The 14,939-nt window shown below is 70.8% G+C and carries 12 protein-coding genes; 7 read left to right on the forward strand and 5 right to left on the reverse strand.

Annotation, left to right across the window (positions count from 1 at the left end; genetic code table 11):
* The first annotated feature begins 195 nt into the window (after window positions 1-195).
* Window positions 196-888: a DUF4191 domain-containing protein gene (locus tag EF879_RS17455; protein ID WP_123559858.1), complete on the forward strand. Its 693-nt coding sequence runs from the start codon at window positions 196-198 to the stop codon at window positions 886-888.
* A gap of 178 nt (window positions 889-1,066) precedes the next feature.
* Here EF879_RS17455 and EF879_RS17460 read toward each other — a convergent pair whose 3' ends face one another.
* Window positions 1,067-1,486 (reverse strand): RDD family protein, encoded by a 420-nt coding sequence (locus EF879_RS17460; RefSeq protein ID WP_370375515.1) that lies wholly within the window; start codon window positions 1,484-1,486, stop codon window positions 1,067-1,069.
* Window positions 1,487-1,752: 266 nt separating this feature from the next.
* Here EF879_RS17460 and glnA point away from each other — a divergent pair, with 266 nt between their 5' ends.
* From glnA to EF879_RS17475, 3 genes are all read left to right on the forward strand, one after another.
* Window positions 1,753-3,177: a type I glutamate--ammonia ligase gene (gene glnA / locus EF879_RS17465; protein WP_123559860.1), complete on the forward strand. Its 1,425-nt coding sequence runs from the start codon at window positions 1,753-1,755 to the stop codon at window positions 3,175-3,177.
* 279 nt (window positions 3,178-3,456) lie between these two features.
* Entirely contained in the window at window positions 3,457-5,034 is a 1,578-nt protein-coding gene (locus EF879_RS17470) for an alkaline phosphatase (RefSeq protein ID WP_199736477.1), read from the forward strand.
* Window positions 5,031-6,707 carry a discoidin domain-containing protein gene (locus EF879_RS17475; RefSeq protein ID WP_148086469.1) on the forward strand — a complete coding sequence of 559 codons (1,677 nt, stop codon included), beginning with the start codon at window positions 5,031-5,033 and terminating at the stop codon, window positions 6,705-6,707. Before EF879_RS17470 ends, EF879_RS17475 begins: the two co-directional genes overlap by 4 nt.
* Window positions 6,708-6,893: 186 nt before the next feature.
* On the opposite strand, the gene EF879_RS17485 is transcribed toward EF879_RS17475, so the two are convergent.
* From EF879_RS17485 to EF879_RS17500, 4 genes are all read right to left on the reverse strand, one after another.
* The gene (locus EF879_RS17485) at window positions 6,894-7,334 is read right to left on the reverse strand and encodes a cold-shock protein (protein WP_123559868.1); all 441 of its coding nucleotides are present in this window, start codon (window positions 7,332-7,334) and stop codon (window positions 6,894-6,896) included.
* Window positions 7,335-7,460: 126 nt separating this feature from the next.
* On the reverse strand, window positions 7,461-9,008 hold the full coding sequence (locus tag EF879_RS17490; RefSeq protein ID WP_123559870.1) for a pyridoxal-dependent decarboxylase: 1,548 nt from the start codon (window positions 9,006-9,008) through the stop codon (window positions 7,461-7,463).
* A gap of 376 nt (window positions 9,009-9,384) precedes the next feature.
* Complete coding sequence (locus EF879_RS17495) at window positions 9,385-9,573, reverse strand: DUF397 domain-containing protein (RefSeq protein WP_123559872.1); 189 nt, start codon at window positions 9,571-9,573, stop codon at window positions 9,385-9,387.
* Window positions 9,560-10,348: a helix-turn-helix transcriptional regulator gene (locus EF879_RS17500; protein WP_158624193.1), complete on the reverse strand. Its 789-nt coding sequence runs from the start codon at window positions 10,346-10,348 to the stop codon at window positions 9,560-9,562. Before EF879_RS17500 ends, EF879_RS17495 begins: the two co-directional genes overlap by 14 nt.
* Before the next feature lie 262 nt (window positions 10,349-10,610).
* On the opposite strand from EF879_RS17500, the gene EF879_RS27285 reads away from it, so the two are divergent.
* The 3 genes from EF879_RS27285 (at window position 10,611) to EF879_RS17510 (ending at window position 14,920) form a co-directional block, all read left to right on the forward strand.
* Window positions 10,611-10,937 carry a hypothetical protein gene (locus EF879_RS27285; protein ID WP_158624194.1) on the forward strand — a complete coding sequence of 109 codons (327 nt, stop codon included), beginning with the start codon at window positions 10,611-10,613 and terminating at the stop codon, window positions 10,935-10,937.
* 1 nt (window position 10,938) lies between these two features.
* Complete coding sequence (locus tag EF879_RS28640; RefSeq protein WP_199736478.1) at window positions 10,939-11,322, forward strand: hypothetical protein; 384 nt, start codon at window positions 10,939-10,941, stop codon at window positions 11,320-11,322.
* A 250-nt stretch (window positions 11,323-11,572) separates the two neighbouring features.
* Window positions 11,573-14,920, forward strand: coding sequence for an NACHT domain-containing NTPase (locus tag EF879_RS17510; protein WP_123559876.1), 3,348 nt, complete (start codon window positions 11,573-11,575; stop codon window positions 14,918-14,920).
* Window positions 14,921-14,939: the final 19 nt, after the last annotated feature.

Genomic DNA, 14,939 nt, shown 5'->3' on the forward strand with positions numbered 1-14,939 from the left:
GGCGTTGTCGTCGAGGTCGACTCTCCGCCGGAAGGAGGGGCCCGGACATCGGGACGCCGTCGCATCTCCGGCGCGCCGGCCACCTCAGGTCGGCGCGATCCCGGCCCGTCTGCCGCGTAAGGTCCTTACGGCCCCTCGCTGGGCCGGTCGACCGCGGACCGGTCGGGATACACCCGGACCACTAGACTCCCTCGCATGGCAAAGGCGCAGGAGAAGGTGTCGTTCGGCCAGCGGCTGAAGCAGATCGGGATGGTGTTCTCGTTCACCGCCAAACGCGACAAGTGGTTCGTGCCGCTCGCCGTCGTCGCGGTGCTCGTCCCGCTCGCGCTGACCGTGGTCGCGGTGCTGGCGTGGGGCTGGCTGTGGCTGCCGGTCGGCATCCTGGTCACCCTGCTCTCGCTGCTGATCGTCCTGAACCTGCGCTCCAACCTCGCGATGATGAACGCCGCCGAGGGGCAGCCCGGCGCCGCGGCCTCGATCCTGGAGAACATGCGCGGGGGCTGGCGGGTGACGCCTGCGATCAGCTCGACCACCCAGTTGGACATGATCCACCTGGTCATCGGCCGCCCCGGCGTGATCCTGCTGGCCGAGGGAAACCGGCAGCGGACCCGCAGCATGCTCGGCCAGGAGAAGCGGCGGCTGGCCAAGGTGATCGGCTCGGCGCCGCTCTACGACTACACCATCGGGTCGGGCGAGGGTGAGCTGTCGATCCGCAAGCTGCGGATGACGCTCATGCGGCTGCCCCACAGCCTCAGCGGCAAGGAGGTGAACGCCCTCGACCGGCGCATCAAGGCCCTCTCCGCCGCCCGGCCGCAGCTGCCGAAGGGTGCCATCCCGAAGAACATGCGTCCCCCGAAGGGTGCCTTCCGGCAGATGCGGGGCCGGTGACCCGGGGGTCGGCGCGGGCCGGGGTCAGTCGCGGATCTGGATCGGCGCGGGCCAGGGTTCGGCTGGCGGGCCGAGGTCAGCGCGGGCCCGTCGGACTGACCGGGCCGACAACCGCACGCGCCAACCACGTCGAGTTCCGCCGGTCGGTCGCGCCCCGAGAGCGACCGGCCGACGCCGATCAGCGTGTCGACGCCGGCGGCGGAACGGCGACCACGACCGAGCCGGCCAGCCGGTCGTGCAGCCCGCGCTGGCGCTCGTCCATCAGCAGCGGCGGCACCGCGAGGCAGAGCAGCACCGCGCGCAGCAGCGCCCGGGGGATACCGATCCGCCCGCCGTCGTCGTACGCGACGCACCTCAGCCGGAAGATCCACATGCCGGGCGTCTGCGCGAAGAGGCCGACGAAGACGGTGTACTCGGCGATCAGGACCACCACCGGCGGCCAGCCGTCCCGGATCGGGTCGGCGAAGAGGGCGGAGAGCATGGCGCAGAGCGCCCAGTCGACGAACAGCGCCGCGAACCGGCGGGCCAGGCTTACCGGCGCGCCGTCTCCGTCCGCCGCGGGCGCGGCCGCAGCCGCGGAGTCATCCTTTGTCGCCACGGGAAGCCAGGGTATCGCCGCGCGCCGGCAATCTCCTCGGCGGCCCGACCGGGGTAGGACCAATCACCAAAAACGACACAAGCAGCGTTACACTCGCCATTTACCCCAAATCAGGTAACATCCGAGACGGGGCCCGGCGCACACCAGGCGCGATCACGCTCCGCAGACGACGTAACACGGCGGAAACAACAGAGACATGCTCGGGCAACGGCATGGCCATAGCGTCGCCACCAGCCTAGCCATCAGTGGACGTGCCAGGAGGACGTGTGTTCGCCAACCCCGAGGAACTTCTGCGATACCTCAAAAACGAGGACGTGAAGTTCGTCGACGTACGCTTCTGTGACCTGCCCGGCGTCATGCAGCACTTCAACCTGCCGGTCGAGTCGTTCGACGAGAAGATCTTCACCGACGGTCTCGCCTTCGACGGATCGTCGATCCGCGGATTCCAGGCGATCCACGAGTCGGACATGCTGCTGCTGCCGGACGTCGCGACCGCCTTCATCGACCCGTTCCGCGAGCAGAAGACCCTGGCACTGAACTTCTTCATCCACGACCCGTTCACCCGCGAGCCGTACTCCCGGGACCCGCGGAACGTGGCGAAGAAGGCGGAGGCCTACCTGGCGGCGAGCGGGATCGCCGACACCGCGTACTTCGGCCCCGAGGCGGAGTTCTACATCTTCGACTCCATTCGGCACGAGACCTCGGCCCACCAGTCGTACTACTACATCGACTCGATCGAGGGTTGGTGGAACACCGGTCGGGAGGAGCCGGGCGGCAACCGCGGCTACAAGACCGCGTACAAGGGTGGCTACTTCCCGGTGCCGCCGGTCGACCACTACGCCGACCTGCGCGACAAGATCGTCCAGAACCTTCTGAAGGTCGGCTTCACCGTCGAGCGTTCGCACCACGAGGTGGGTACCGCCGGCCAGACCGAGATCAACTACAAGTACTCCACCCTGCTGCACGCCGCCGACCAGCTCCAGCTCTTCAAGTACATCGTCAAGAACACCGCCTGGGCGAACGGCAAGACCGCGACCTTCATGCCCAAGCCGCTCTTCGGCGACAACGGCTCCGGCATGCACACCCACCAGAGCCTCTGGCTGAACGGTGAGCCGCTGTTCTACGACGAGACCGGCTACGCCGGCCTGTCCGACATCGCCCGCTGGTACATCGGCGGCCTGCTGCACCACGCCCCGTCGCTGCTCGCCTTCACCAACCCGACGGTCAACTCCTACCGCCGCCTGGTGCCGGGCTTCGAGGCGCCGGTGAACCTGGTCTACTCGCAGCGGAACCGCTCCGCCTGCACCCGCATCCCGGTGACCGGCAGCAACGCCAAGGCGAAGCGGGTCGAGTTCCGGGTCCCGGACCCGTCGGCCAACGTCTACCTCGCCTTCTCCGCGATGATGATGGCCGGCCTCGACGGCATCAAGAGCAAGATCGAGCCGCCGGAGCCGATCGACAAGGACCTCTACGACCTCCCGCCGGAGGAGTGGGGCAACGTCAAGCAGGTCCCCGGCTCGCTCCCGGAGGTGCTCGACGCGCTCGAGGCCGACCACGACTTCCTGCTGGAGGGCGGCGTCTTCACGCCCGACCTGATCTCGACCTGGATCGAGTGGAAGCGCGCCAACGAGGTGGACCCGGTCCGGCTGCGGCCGACCCCGCACGAGTTCGCCCTGTACTTCGACTGCTGAGCCAGCACACCCGACCAACCGGTTCGGGCCGGTCCGTCACGGCGGGCCGGCCCGAACCGTTTTCGCCGCCGGGTCCACGCGTGGCGCCACCATCCGCGCACCCGCTGGCACGGTGCGCCAGGATCCCCCGGTCCTCGGCACGGCGGTACGGCCGGTGTGCTGCGCCTGTTGCCACGCATTCGCCGTCCGGGACAGCATCCGTCACGTCGTCGTTGCTACCCCGTCACCTCAGTCGATCAAGGTGAAGACAATTGATCTTCCATGGCATAAGGTGTTCGGATGCTGTCGTCCACATTGTCCTTTCAGTCGTCGGGCAGCCTGTCCCGACGACGAGTGCTTGCGATCGGTGGTGGACTCGCCGCCCTCGCCGGACTCAGCCAGCTGACCGCCGACCGCTCGGAAGCCGCCGAGCGGATCGCGGATTACCCATTCCGGCTGGGCGTCGCCTCCGGCGACCCGGAGCCCGACGGTGTCGTCCTGTGGACCCGTCTCGCGCCCGACGCACTCGCTGAGGACGGTCGCGGTGGGATGCCACCACGCCGGTACGGCGTCCGGTGGGAGGTGGCCGAGGACGAGGCCATGCGCCGGATCGTCCGGTCCGGCATCGCGACGGCGACACCGGAGCTCGGCCACTCCGTGCACGTGGAGGTGCACGGCCTACGACCCGGGCGCGAGTACTGGTACCGGTTCCGGGCCGGAGGCCACGACAGCCCGGTGGGCAGGACGAAGACCGCCCCCGAGCCATGGTCCCGGTCGGCGCTGAGCTTCGCGTTCGCCTCCTGCCAGAACTTCCCGAACGGCCACTACGTCGCCTACCGGCACATGGCCCAGCAGGATCTCGATCTGGTCCTGCACCTCGGCGACTACATCTACGAGGGCGGGGTCGATGCCAAGGCGGGCGTCCGCAACATGTCGCTCTCCCCGGCGCACAACGCCGAGATCCTCACCCTCGCGCAGTACCGCCTGCGCTACTCCCTCTACAAGTCCGATCCCGACCTCCAGGCCGCACACGCGGCGGCGCCGTGGGCGGTGACCCTCGACGACCACGACGTCGAGAACAACTGGGCCGGCGAGAGGTCGACGAACGGGCTCAGCCCCGAGAACCTGCTCCGCCGCCGGGCGGCCGCGTTCCGCGCCCTCTACGAGAACCAGCCGCTGCGGGCGTCGTCCCTGCCCCGGGCCACCGACCTGCGGCTGTACCGGACGCTGCGCTACGGTCAGCTCGCCACGTTCCACGTCCTCGACACCCGGCAGTACCGGGACCGGCAGGACCTGCGCCGGCGTACCGACCCGCAACGCAGCCTGCTCGGCTTCGAGCAGGAGCGCTGGCTCCTCGACCAGCTCGGCCGCTCCACCGCGACCTGGGACGTGCTGGCCCAGCAGGTCATGATGATGCGCCGGATCGGCCGGCCCGGCGCCGGCTTCGAAACCCTCGACGAGGACGCGTGGGACGGCTACGAGGCCAGCCGCGACCGGCTGCTGCGCGGGCTCGTCGAGCGGCGGGTCGCCAACCCCGTGGTGCTGACCGGCGACGTCCACGCCAACTTCGCCGGCAATCTGAAGAAGAACTTCGACGACCCCGACTCGGCCACGGTGGGTGTGGAGTTGGTCGGCACCTCCATCAGCTCCGGCGGTAACGGCACCGACCTGGACAACACCGGCCGGGACTACCTGGCGGCGAACCCCCACCTGATGTTCCACAACAAGCAGCGCGGCTACGTCCGGTGCCAGGTCACCGCCGAGCAGTGGCGGGCCGACTTCCTGGTGGCGGACAGGGTCAGCACGGCCGACGGCACCGTGACGGTCCGGAAGTCGTTCGTCGTGCAGGCCGGCCGGCCGGGATTGCAGGAGGCATGATGCGGGCAGGTTCCCGCGCGGTACGCGCGGCGCAGGTGATCGCTCTCGCGGCGCTTGCCGTGGCACTGACGCAGGCGTCGGCCACCGCGACCGACCGGTCGGCGCCACCGGCGATGGAACGGGTCCGGCTGGCGCCCGCGCCCGCCGGCGAACTGCTCGTCGTGCAGGCCAACCTGCAGGACGCGGTACGCCCGGCCGACGTCGCCGACCAGACCGATCTGGACAACTTCGCCCGCCGACTGGTCCGCACGGTGCCGGCGGCGCCGGACGCGCTGCTGCTCACCGAGGTGACCGGCCCCGGCGCGGAACGGGTCGCCCTGGCACTGAAGATCGCGACCGGCTACCGGTACGCGGCACGGGTCGCCCCGGGCCGCGCGGTCTTCGCCGACGACGCCTCCGTCCGGGAGTCGGCGATCGTGGTCAACCTGGACACCGTACGCCCGGACGGCGCCGGCGGCTTCCACCAGATCCAGGGCGAGGACCAGGCGTACCTGCCGATCTCCAAGCCCGGGACGCCGCCCGCGCTCCTCGTCAGTGGGCACGCCGCCGGCGACCCGGCGGTCGCCACCGACGAGCTCGTCGCGTTCGTCGACGCCCTGCCCGGCGACCGGCTGCCCGTCCTCGGCGCCGACCTGCGCAACGCGCGGTGCGCCCAGGCCGGGCCGCGACAGCCGATCGGCTGTGAGCCGCAGCGGTTCTGGACGGCGATGGCGGACACCCGGGGGTACGTCGACGTTTTCTTCGAGCACGGCGCGAACCCGGCGGGCTGGCGGTCCAGCTACCTGTTCACTCGGGCCAGCGTGGCCGCCGCGGCGGTCGACTCCGGATATCCGGCGGAACTGGAGGACGCCGAGGCGTGCAAGGTCGCGTTCGACCGGGGCTCCTCGCGGCGCGCGCCGCGCGAGTGCCGGCAGCGGTACTACGCCGACCAGCCCTTCGGGTGGGCGAGGCTGGTCCGCCCGGAGCCGGTCTCCGTCGCGCTCGTCCCCGGCCGGGTGGTCCTGAACGAGTGTGAGCTGGGCGTCCGGAGCCAGGACATGCTGGCCCGGCTGACGAACCGGACGGCCGAGCCCCAGCACCGCACCGTCACCGCCACCGCGGCGGCGCCGCTCGCGGTCACGGTCACGAGCGAGAGCCTGGAGGTACCGGCCGGGCAGGCCCGCGGGGCTCTCCTGCGGGTCACCGCGGAGGCCGAGGCACCGCCCGGGGAGTACGAGATCACGGTCACGGTCGGCGACCGGGAGTACCGGGTGCCGGTGACCGTGCCCGAGGACTGCGTCGAGCCACCCGCCGTCGCCACCTCGTGGCACGTCGGCAACGAGCCGGAGCGCGCCGTGGACGGCGACTCCTACACCTTCTGGCACTCGGAGTGGACGCCGCCGAACCCGCTGCCGCAGTCCATCACCGTCTCCCTCGGCGAGCTGCGGCAGATCCAGACGCTGCACTACCAGCCGCGGCAGGACGGCAACCTCAACGGGACGATCCTGGACTACACCATCGAGGTGAGCGTCGACGGACGTAACTTCACCACGGTGGCGCAGGGTTCGTGGCCGGCCAACGCGCTGACCAAGACCCTGACCTTCCCGGCCACCCAGGCCCGGTACCTGCGGATCACCGCGACCCGCGCCTCGGGCGGCAGCTACGCGTCCGCGGCCGAGATCACGGTCTCGTGACCGGATTGACCTGATCCGCGGTCGATTCGCCGCGCACTGACTCGGGCCGGACCACCCTGGTGGTCCGGCCCGAGCCGTTTCGGGTCCGGGTGGCCCGGGTCGCCGCCACGGCCACCGGGCGATCGCGATCGAGGGCGACGATCGCCGGTTCGCCCGTTCGCTTCCGGGTGCACGGGAGCGGTGCCGTCACCGGCCGACGAGCCGACCGACGACCAGGGTCACCGCGATGATGCCGCCGAAGACGTACGGCCACCACCCGGGGATCGCCCCGCCTCCGACCATCATCGCGACGGTGGCGACCACCGCCCCCACGACCAGCACCGCCGCCACGCCGACGAAGACCACAGCGGTACGCGCGGCCGGCGGCCGGGAACGGGCGGCGGGCATGCCCTCCGCCGGCCGCCGTTGGGTCGTACGGCGGGCGAGCGGCGTCACCTCGGCGGCGTACGCGGTGCCGTCGGCATCCACCGCGACCGTGTACGACACCCACTCCCCCACCTCCAGGCCCCGCTGGTCGGGGGACCGGAGGTCGGTGTCGCGCACGATCACATCCGCGCCGCCGTCGGCCGGGGCGATGAGACCGATTCCCCGGTCACGGTCGACGCTCCTGATCCAGCCTTCCGCCATCCGGTCCTCCTCGGTCGGCGTGGACCCGCGCCCGGTGCGGCACCGTCACGGGTATTCTCGCTCCGCCGGCCGAGGCGGGCCGACTCCGTTCGGCCCCGGCAGGCCACACGGCGACGAGAACCCGGCTCAGGCGGGCGCCGGGGCGAGCCGCGCGACGAGGTCGCGGACCACCTCGACCAGCAGGTCGATGTCGGCCTCGGTGGTCCGCCAGTTGACGATCGCCGGCCGCAGCGCCACCCGACCGTCGTAGACGGTGGTGCCGGCGACGACCCGCCCGTCGTCGAGCAGTGCGGCGCCGAGCCGCCGGTTGAGGTCGTCGAGCGCCTCGGCCGGGACGTGCTCCGGGCGGGCCCGGAAGCAGACGATGCAGAGCGGCACCTCGGCGAGGCGTTCCAGCTCGGGCGCGGCGTCGACCAGGCGGGCGAGCCGCTGCGCGAGGTCGAGCTGCCGCTCCACCATCGCCCGGTATCCGTCCCGGCCGTACGCGGCCAGGGTCGCCCAGATCGGCATCGCGCGGGCCCGGCGCGACGACTCCGGCCCGTACCTGGAGTAGTCCAGCGGCCCGGACGGCACCGCCGCGTCGCCCGGCCCGGCCGACGTCGCCGCTGCGCGGGCGCGGGCCGGGTCCGGGCGATCCTGCTCCGGTCCCGACCACAGGGGGCTTCCCGGCCCCGGCAGGTACGTCGAGCCCGGCATCCCGAACGCCGCCGCCAGCCGGGCCGGCTCCCGGACGAAGGCAAACCCGCTCTCGTACGGCACGTTCAGCCACTTGTGGCCGTCGCAGGCGATGGAGTCGGCCCGGTCGACTCCCCGGACCAGGTGGGCGGTCCGCGGCGACAGCGCGGCGAAGAGCCCGAACGCGCCGTCCACGTGCAGCCAGGCGCCGTACCGCTCGGCGAGGTCGGCCAGCGCCTCGATCGGGTCGAAGTCGCCGGCGTTGACCTCCCCGGCGCTGGCGACCAGCACCGCCGGGCCGTCCAGTTCGGCGAGCCGGCGTTCGATCGCCGCCAGGTCGACCCGCCCGACCCGGTCGGCGGCGTGGACCTCGACGGTGTCCCGGCCGTGGCCGAGCATCTGCAACGCCTTGCGAATGCTGGCGTGGACGTACCCGCCGGAGAGGACCGGCATCCGGGGCAGTCCGGCCAGTCCGTTCGCGGCCACGTCGACGCCGTGCCGTTCCGCCCACCAGTGGGTGGCGACGGCGAGCGAGGTGAAGTTGGCGAACGTGGCGCTGCCGACCAGCGCCCCGCCGTACGTCTCGGGAAGCCCGAACAGCTCGCGCAGCCAGCGCAGCGTGATCCGCTCGACCTCGGCGGCGAACAGTGACGACGTCCGGAACGCGGCGTTCTGGTCCAGCAGTGAGGTGGTCCAGTCGGCGGCGAGCGCGGCCGGGGTGGCGCCGCCGATGACGAAGTGGAAGTAACGCGGCCCGGCGGAGTGGGTGGCGGCGGCGGTCCCGACCCGCAGCAGCCGCTCCGCGGCAGCGGCCGTACCGACTCCCTGTTCGGGCAGCCCGCCGTCCGGGGTCAGCGCCGACAGCTCGGCCAGCAGGTCGGCGCTGCCCGGATCGTACGCCGGGCGTTTGGCGAGCGAGTCGAGGTACGGCCCGGCCGCCTCGGACACCTGCCGCAGCACCTCTGCGGTCACGTCGACGTCGAAGAGCGGATCACCCATGCCGAATCCCCCTGACGGTCCTTCCACCCGGTGCGGCCCACCCTGCCACCGTCGGCTGCCCGCCTCACGGGCCAATCGCACGATCGCGGCCTGGGAGGGGCCACCCATCCGACCGGACGGTCACCGGATCGCCGAGACGCAGGTCGTCCACGACGATCTCCGACCGTCGGTCGCCCCACACGATCTCGGGCACTGATCATCCGCCCGTACGCCTGGGTCGCCGATTCCCGGTACCCGGGACCACGCACAGGGGCTGGACGACACGGACCGCCGTCAGTTGGGCACCGTCAACCGTGCGAGCAGAAGGTTGGCAACGGCCATCGGCGGACATGCACTCGACGGGAAGGCCCAGGGCTTACCGGCATGTCGAGCCGAGTCAGCGGTGGGACTTCACGAACTCCACGAAGCCCTGCCACGCCTCCGGCTCGAACATCAACACCGCGCCAGACCGGTCCTTGCTGTCCCGAACCAGCACCCGCCCGGGAAGGTTGTCGGCAACCTCAACGCAGGCACCCGTGCCGTTGCTGCGGGTGGCTGTCCGCCAGCGCGGCTCACTTGTGTTCATCAAGCATCCTCAAGATTACGTCCCGGGATTGCACCACGGGAAGCGCCAGGGCGTCGATCTCCTCCCAGGCTAGCTCCAGGTGCCCGAGGTCGCTATGGCTGGTCACGGGGTGGCCGGTCAACTGATCGTCCATGTGGCCGAACCGTCGACCGTCCGGCATCGTCGCGATGTTGAACGAGCCGGAGAGGCCGACGTGAATCCCTTCCGACTCTGCCAAGACGAGCCGGATCTTGACATGCGGTCGATGTCCCATGTCAACCAGGTGCCCAAGCTGTCCCTTCACGATGTCCCGCGGCCCGCGTCGCAGCGCCATCTCACCGATGATGGCGGACAGCGCGACAGGGTTTTCCTCACGAAGAATCGTGTTCGCCTGACGCGCGCAGCGCGCGGCGATCAGCTCGTCGATCCGACCGGCGTTCCGGGGCACCGTCGAGAAGACAGCGCGCATGTACGCCTCACATTGCAGCAGCCCGGGTATCAGCATCGGCTCCCAGGTGCGTACCAGGAGCGCCCTGCGCTCATGGTCAACCCATGGTCGTAGCCAAGGCTGCCGGTCCTCCCGTGCGGCCTTCGCCAGGTCTCGGATCTCATGACCAGTGCCAAAGTACTGATCCAGGCGATCGGCGGTGTCTTCCTGCGGTATCAGCTTTCCGGATTCAAACTGCTGTACGAGAGATTTCGACACATTGAGCGCCGCCGCGATCTTTTCCTGTGACAGCCGGCGGGCAGCGCGGAGTTGCCGTAGACGGTGAGGCAGGTCATGGCGGTCACTCATGATTATCACCACTCTGCTGTTTGGGCGTGCTCCACGCTGGCCGATCCATGAATGCCATCTATCTTCCGTCTCTTGTCCGTGGTGGTCCAGGGTGAATGTCGACGGAGGAGCCATAACGGTCCAACGCGTCGGGTGGCCGCGTGCCCCACACGTTCCCCCGTGGACCGTCCCCGTCAGCGGGGGTCGCCCCTTCCCGAGCGCTCGGGGGGCGAGCGCGGGCGACCCCCGCCTCCCATTCCCACAGCCCAGAAAGGGGCAACCCATGGCACTCCGAAGGCGACACATTTCACCGCACGGCCGCACCTGGCGCTGGCTCTGGCTACGCTGCCGATGCCGACGCTGGTGGCACTGCCCCGGCACCACCTCCGTCATCGACGCGCCCTACACCCTCACCCCCACCACCCCGATACTGGCCGTCCCCACCTGGCTTCCCACCCCCACCCCGAGCCCACACACCGCGACCACACCGACCCGCTGCCGCACCAGCGTCAACCGCGGACCCACCTGGAACGCCGCCACCGGCCACCACACCGGCCGAGCCGGCCACCTCACCCCGGCGCAACGGTCCCGCGTCGGTGCGGTGGGCTGACATGGGCACCGTCGTCCTCCACACCATGGCCACACCAGCCGACCCCGAACACACCCCCCGACGGCCCACCTGGACCTGCCGCGCCTGCCACCTCGACTGGCCCTGCCCCACCGCAAAAGACGCACTACGGCAGGAGTACCAACGAGACCCCCTGGCGCTGTTCGTCTACCTCGGCATGACGCTGCAGGAGGCAGCCCACGACCTCTACACCCTGAACCCGAACCCGGGGCCGGATCCGGTAGAACTGCACGCCCGGTTCATGGCCTGGGTCCCGGTCACCCGACTCATCCGCCGAGCACTCCTGATGCGTGGATTCCTCGGCGAGCAACGCTTCCCGGCGTCGGATTACCTCACCCGGCGGCCGGACACGAACAGCGGCCCGTAGGCCGGCGACGGCCTTTCCGGCCTTCTGTCGTCGTCATCTCCACCCGTCCCATGGTCGATCATGGAGGTGTCGTCGGAACCGAGGTCGGAAACGGCGATAACTTCCTGATCAACGATCGGGAATGGGCGGGAAACGCCCAGGGGCGAGTGAGGACGAGTCGCGAAATCGACTCGCGTTCACGTACCGGCCATTGTCCACCGGCACTACGATGTCCGTCGCTGTTCGTGTCGACACACGGAAAGATCAACGGATGCCGGTGCTCGAATCCGCCCTGTCCGGGCTGGCGCGGGCGGTGGCGACCCGGGCGGCGAGCCAGTGGCTCGCCGCCCGGCGTGATCGCGCCGACAGCTCGCGCGAGCTCGCCGAACTGTTGACCCTGACCTTCCGGGACCGGCTCGTCCGCCGCAAGGTCGAGCTTCAGATCGAGAGCGTGGCGGCGGACATCGCGGAACGTATCCAGCGGCTGTTCGAGGCCGACTCCGTCGACATCCCGGAGCACGAGTCGGCGGCGGCGCTCGACGTGGTCGCCCGGACCATCGACTCCGCCGCGCTGACCGACGAGGCGCTCTTCGCGGTCGACGCCGACGCCAGCGCGCTGGCGAAACGGCTCCGGCCGGTGCTCGTCGCCAACAGCCAGGCGGCCGGGTTGGGCGAGGCCGCCGAACGACTGGCGATCCGGGTACTGGAGGACTGCATCGTCTGCTACGTGCAGATGGTCCGCCACCTACCCCAGTTCACGAACCGGGCCAGCCAGGAAACCCTGGTGCGGCTGTCCCGGATCTCGGTGGACCTGGCCGAGATCCTCGCCCGGCTGCCGGTGGCAGCGCCCACCGGTACGGCCGTGCCGGACGACGACGCCTTCACCGCGCGGTATCTGCGGTTCGTCTCGACCCACTATGACCAGCTCGAACTCTTCGGTGTCGACGTCCGCAACTACACGCCGGAAACAACGCTGGGCATCGCGTACCTGAGTCTGGCGGTCACCGACGGGGATGCCGCGCGACCCGCTCGGCGCGCGAAGGCTCATGGCGACCCCGTCCGGCGTGGCTCGTTCTTCGCCGGCGGGTCCCTGCCGCGCAACGGCAAGGACGACGGCGACGACGACCGGACCGGCCTGCGGGTGGAGACGGCGCTGGGGCGCGGCCAGCGCGTCCTGATTCGGGGTGAGGCCGGTTCGGGCAAGAGTACGCTGCTGCGCTGGCTGGCGATCACCGCCGCCCGGAACGGCTTCACCGGCGAGCTGCGGAGCTGGAACGGACGCATTCCGTTCCTGGTCAAGTTGCGCAGTTACGCGGACCGGTCGCTGCCGCCGGTCGGTGCCCTGCTCGGCGACGACATGGCCCAGTTCGCCGCCGAGGCGCCCGACGGCCTGGTCGCACGGATCTTCGCCGCCGGACGCGCCCTGCTGCTGGTCGACGGCGTGGACGAACTCGTCCAGACGCAGCGGGCCATGGTCCGCCAGTGGCTGCGCCGGATCCTCAACCAGTATCCGGACGCGATCGTGGTGGTGACCTCCCGGCCCACCGGGGCGCCGGCCCGGTGGCTGATCGCCGAGGGTTTCGCCACCGTGATGCTCGAGCGGATGAACCCGGCGGACATCGTCGAGTTCGTGCGGCGGTGGCACCGGGCCATCGGCGGCGCCCGCCACCTGCCGTGCGAGCCGGCGCACCTGCCCCGGTACGAGCGCCGGCTGCTCGCCCGGCTCGACGCCAACCACCACCTGCGCGGGCTGGCCACCAACCCCCTGATGTGCGCGATGCTCTGCGCGCTGAACCTCGACCGCGGCGACGACCTGCCGCACGACCGGATCAGTCTCTACCGCGCCGCCCTGGAGATGCTGCTCGAACGGCGGGACACCGCCCGGAACGTGCCGTCCTACCGTCGGGTCGGGCTGGGCGCGCAGCACGCGATGTCGCTGTTACAGGACCTCGCCTGGCGGCTGACCCTCGGCAACCAGTCCGAGTTGGACGCGGCGCAGGCCCGGGAGCACGTACGCCGGAAGCTGACCATGATGCCGAAGGTGACCGCCGCGCCGGACGACGTCTTCGCGCACCTGCTCGACCGCAGCGGCGTGCTCAAGGACGTGGCCGAGGACCGGATCTCCTTCGTCCACCGCACCTTCCAGGAATACCTGGCCGCGAAGGAGATCGCCGAGGAGGACTACATCGACGTCCTGGCCGCGCACGCCACCCGGGACATGTGGCGGGAGACGATCATCATGACCGCCGGGCTGGCCAACAGCGCGTACCGGCAGCGCCTGATCAACCACCTGCTCGACCGCGCCGAGTCCGCCTCGCCGCGCAAGGCCCGCTGGCTCCGGCTCCTCGCCGGGGCCTGCGTCGAGACCGTCCCGGCGCTGGCGGTCGACACCCTCGACCGGATCGACGCCAACCTCGCCGCACTGGTGCCCCCGCGCAGCGCGGCGGAGGCCCGGTCACTGGCGCTGGCCGGGGAACGCGTGCTCCGGCACCTGCCGGAGGACCTGGCCGCCCTCTCCGAGAGCGCGGCGGAGGCCACGGTGGAGACCGCCGCCTTCGTCGGCGGACCCGCCGCGCTGCGCACGCTCAGCCGGTACGGCCGCGATCCGCGACGGCGGGTGGTCGAGGCGTTGGTCCGGGCGGCGAGCCACTTCGAGCCCGAGGAGTACGCGCGCCAGGTCCTCGCCGACTCGCCGCTGGACGACGGGTGGATCACCGTGGACGAGTGGACCGCCCCGATGCTGCCCCACCTGCGCCACCTTCACGGGGTGCAGCTCACGGCGGATGATCCGGCCGGCGTCGTCCGTCACCTCCCGGCGGTCCGAAAGCTACAGCTCTACGCGCGCGGCTTCAGGCTCTCCGACCGGTCCGTCGACCTCGGCTTCCTACACGAGCAGCCCAGCCTGGAAATCCTGGACATCGGTTGGGCGACCAGTCCGTACCATCTCCCGGAGACCCTGACCCAGCTCACCGAGCTCGAACTCTGGCTCGGCGGCGATCCGGCGCTGCTACCCGACCTCGACTGGGTCACCCGGTATCCACGACTCACCCGGCTTCGCCTCCTCGGCCTCGGACGCGATCCGCGAAGCTACGCACCGCTCACCGCGTTGACCGCGCTGACCTTCCTCGGCATCGACGGACACGACGACAGACCGGTCCTCGGCGACACCGGTTTCCTGGCAGGTATACCAGGGCTCCAATACCTGCTGCTCACCGGCTGTACCGATTCCCGGGCGCTGGAGCGGATCGCGGCCTCGCAGACAGCGCTGCGGGCCCTCTGGCTCGCACGGTGGAACACACCCGCCGTGGATCTCGCCGCGGTCGCCGGGCTGCCGCTCGAAGGGCTCAGCCTTGCCTGGTGCCCCGCGCCGCTCGACCTGGAACCGCTGCGCGGCCACCCCACGCTCACCTGGCTCGATCTGCGGAATCGTTCACAGATCGTCGATCTCGCTCCGCTGGCCGACATCCCAGGGCTGACCGGTTTGTACCTGCACGACGTACCGGAACTGGATCTCGGGCCGCTCGCCGGGAACCGTCGGCTGACGGTCTGGGCCTACCGTGGGCAGACGTTCCGCAACGTCGCCGGCGTACGCATCAGGTGGGTGCGGCGACCGGTCTGAGAGGTCCCGGGCCAGCCCG

Source organism: Micromonospora sp. HM5-17 (assembly GCF_003762835.1).
Lineage (GTDB): Bacteria > Actinomycetota > Actinomycetes > Mycobacteriales > Micromonosporaceae > Plantactinospora.

Excerpts from the sequence above, each read along its gene's own strand:
- EF879_RS17495 (WP_123559872.1), bottom strand. The coding sequence starts at position 9,573 with ATGAACACAAGTGAGCCGCGCTGGCGGACAGCCACCCGCAGCAACGGC.
- EF879_RS17455 (WP_123559858.1), top strand. The coding sequence starts at position 196 with ATGGCAAAGGCGCAGGAGAAGGTGTCGTTCGGCCAGCGGCTGAAGCAG.
- EF879_RS17510 (WP_123559876.1), top strand. The coding sequence starts at position 11,573 with ATGCCGGTGCTCGAATCCGCCCTGTCCGGGCTGGCGCGGGCGGTGGCG.
- EF879_RS28640 (WP_199736478.1), top strand. The coding sequence starts at position 10,939 with ATGGGCACCGTCGTCCTCCACACCATGGCCACACCAGCCGACCCCGAA.
- EF879_RS17470 (WP_199736477.1), top strand. The coding sequence starts at position 3,457 with ATGCTGTCGTCCACATTGTCCTTTCAGTCGTCGGGCAGCCTGTCCCGA.
- EF879_RS17485 (WP_123559868.1), bottom strand. The coding sequence starts at position 7,334 with ATGGCGGAAGGCTGGATCAGGAGCGTCGACCGTGACCGGGGAATCGGT.
- EF879_RS17500 (WP_158624193.1), bottom strand. The coding sequence starts at position 10,348 with ATGAGTGACCGCCATGACCTGCCTCACCGTCTACGGCAACTCCGCGCT.
- EF879_RS17490 (WP_123559870.1), bottom strand. The coding sequence starts at position 9,008 with ATGGGTGATCCGCTCTTCGACGTCGACGTGACCGCAGAGGTGCTGCGG.
- EF879_RS17475 (WP_148086469.1), top strand. The coding sequence starts at position 5,031 with ATGATGCGGGCAGGTTCCCGCGCGGTACGCGCGGCGCAGGTGATCGCT.
- EF879_RS27285 (WP_158624194.1), top strand. The coding sequence starts at position 10,611 with ATGGCACTCCGAAGGCGACACATTTCACCGCACGGCCGCACCTGGCGC.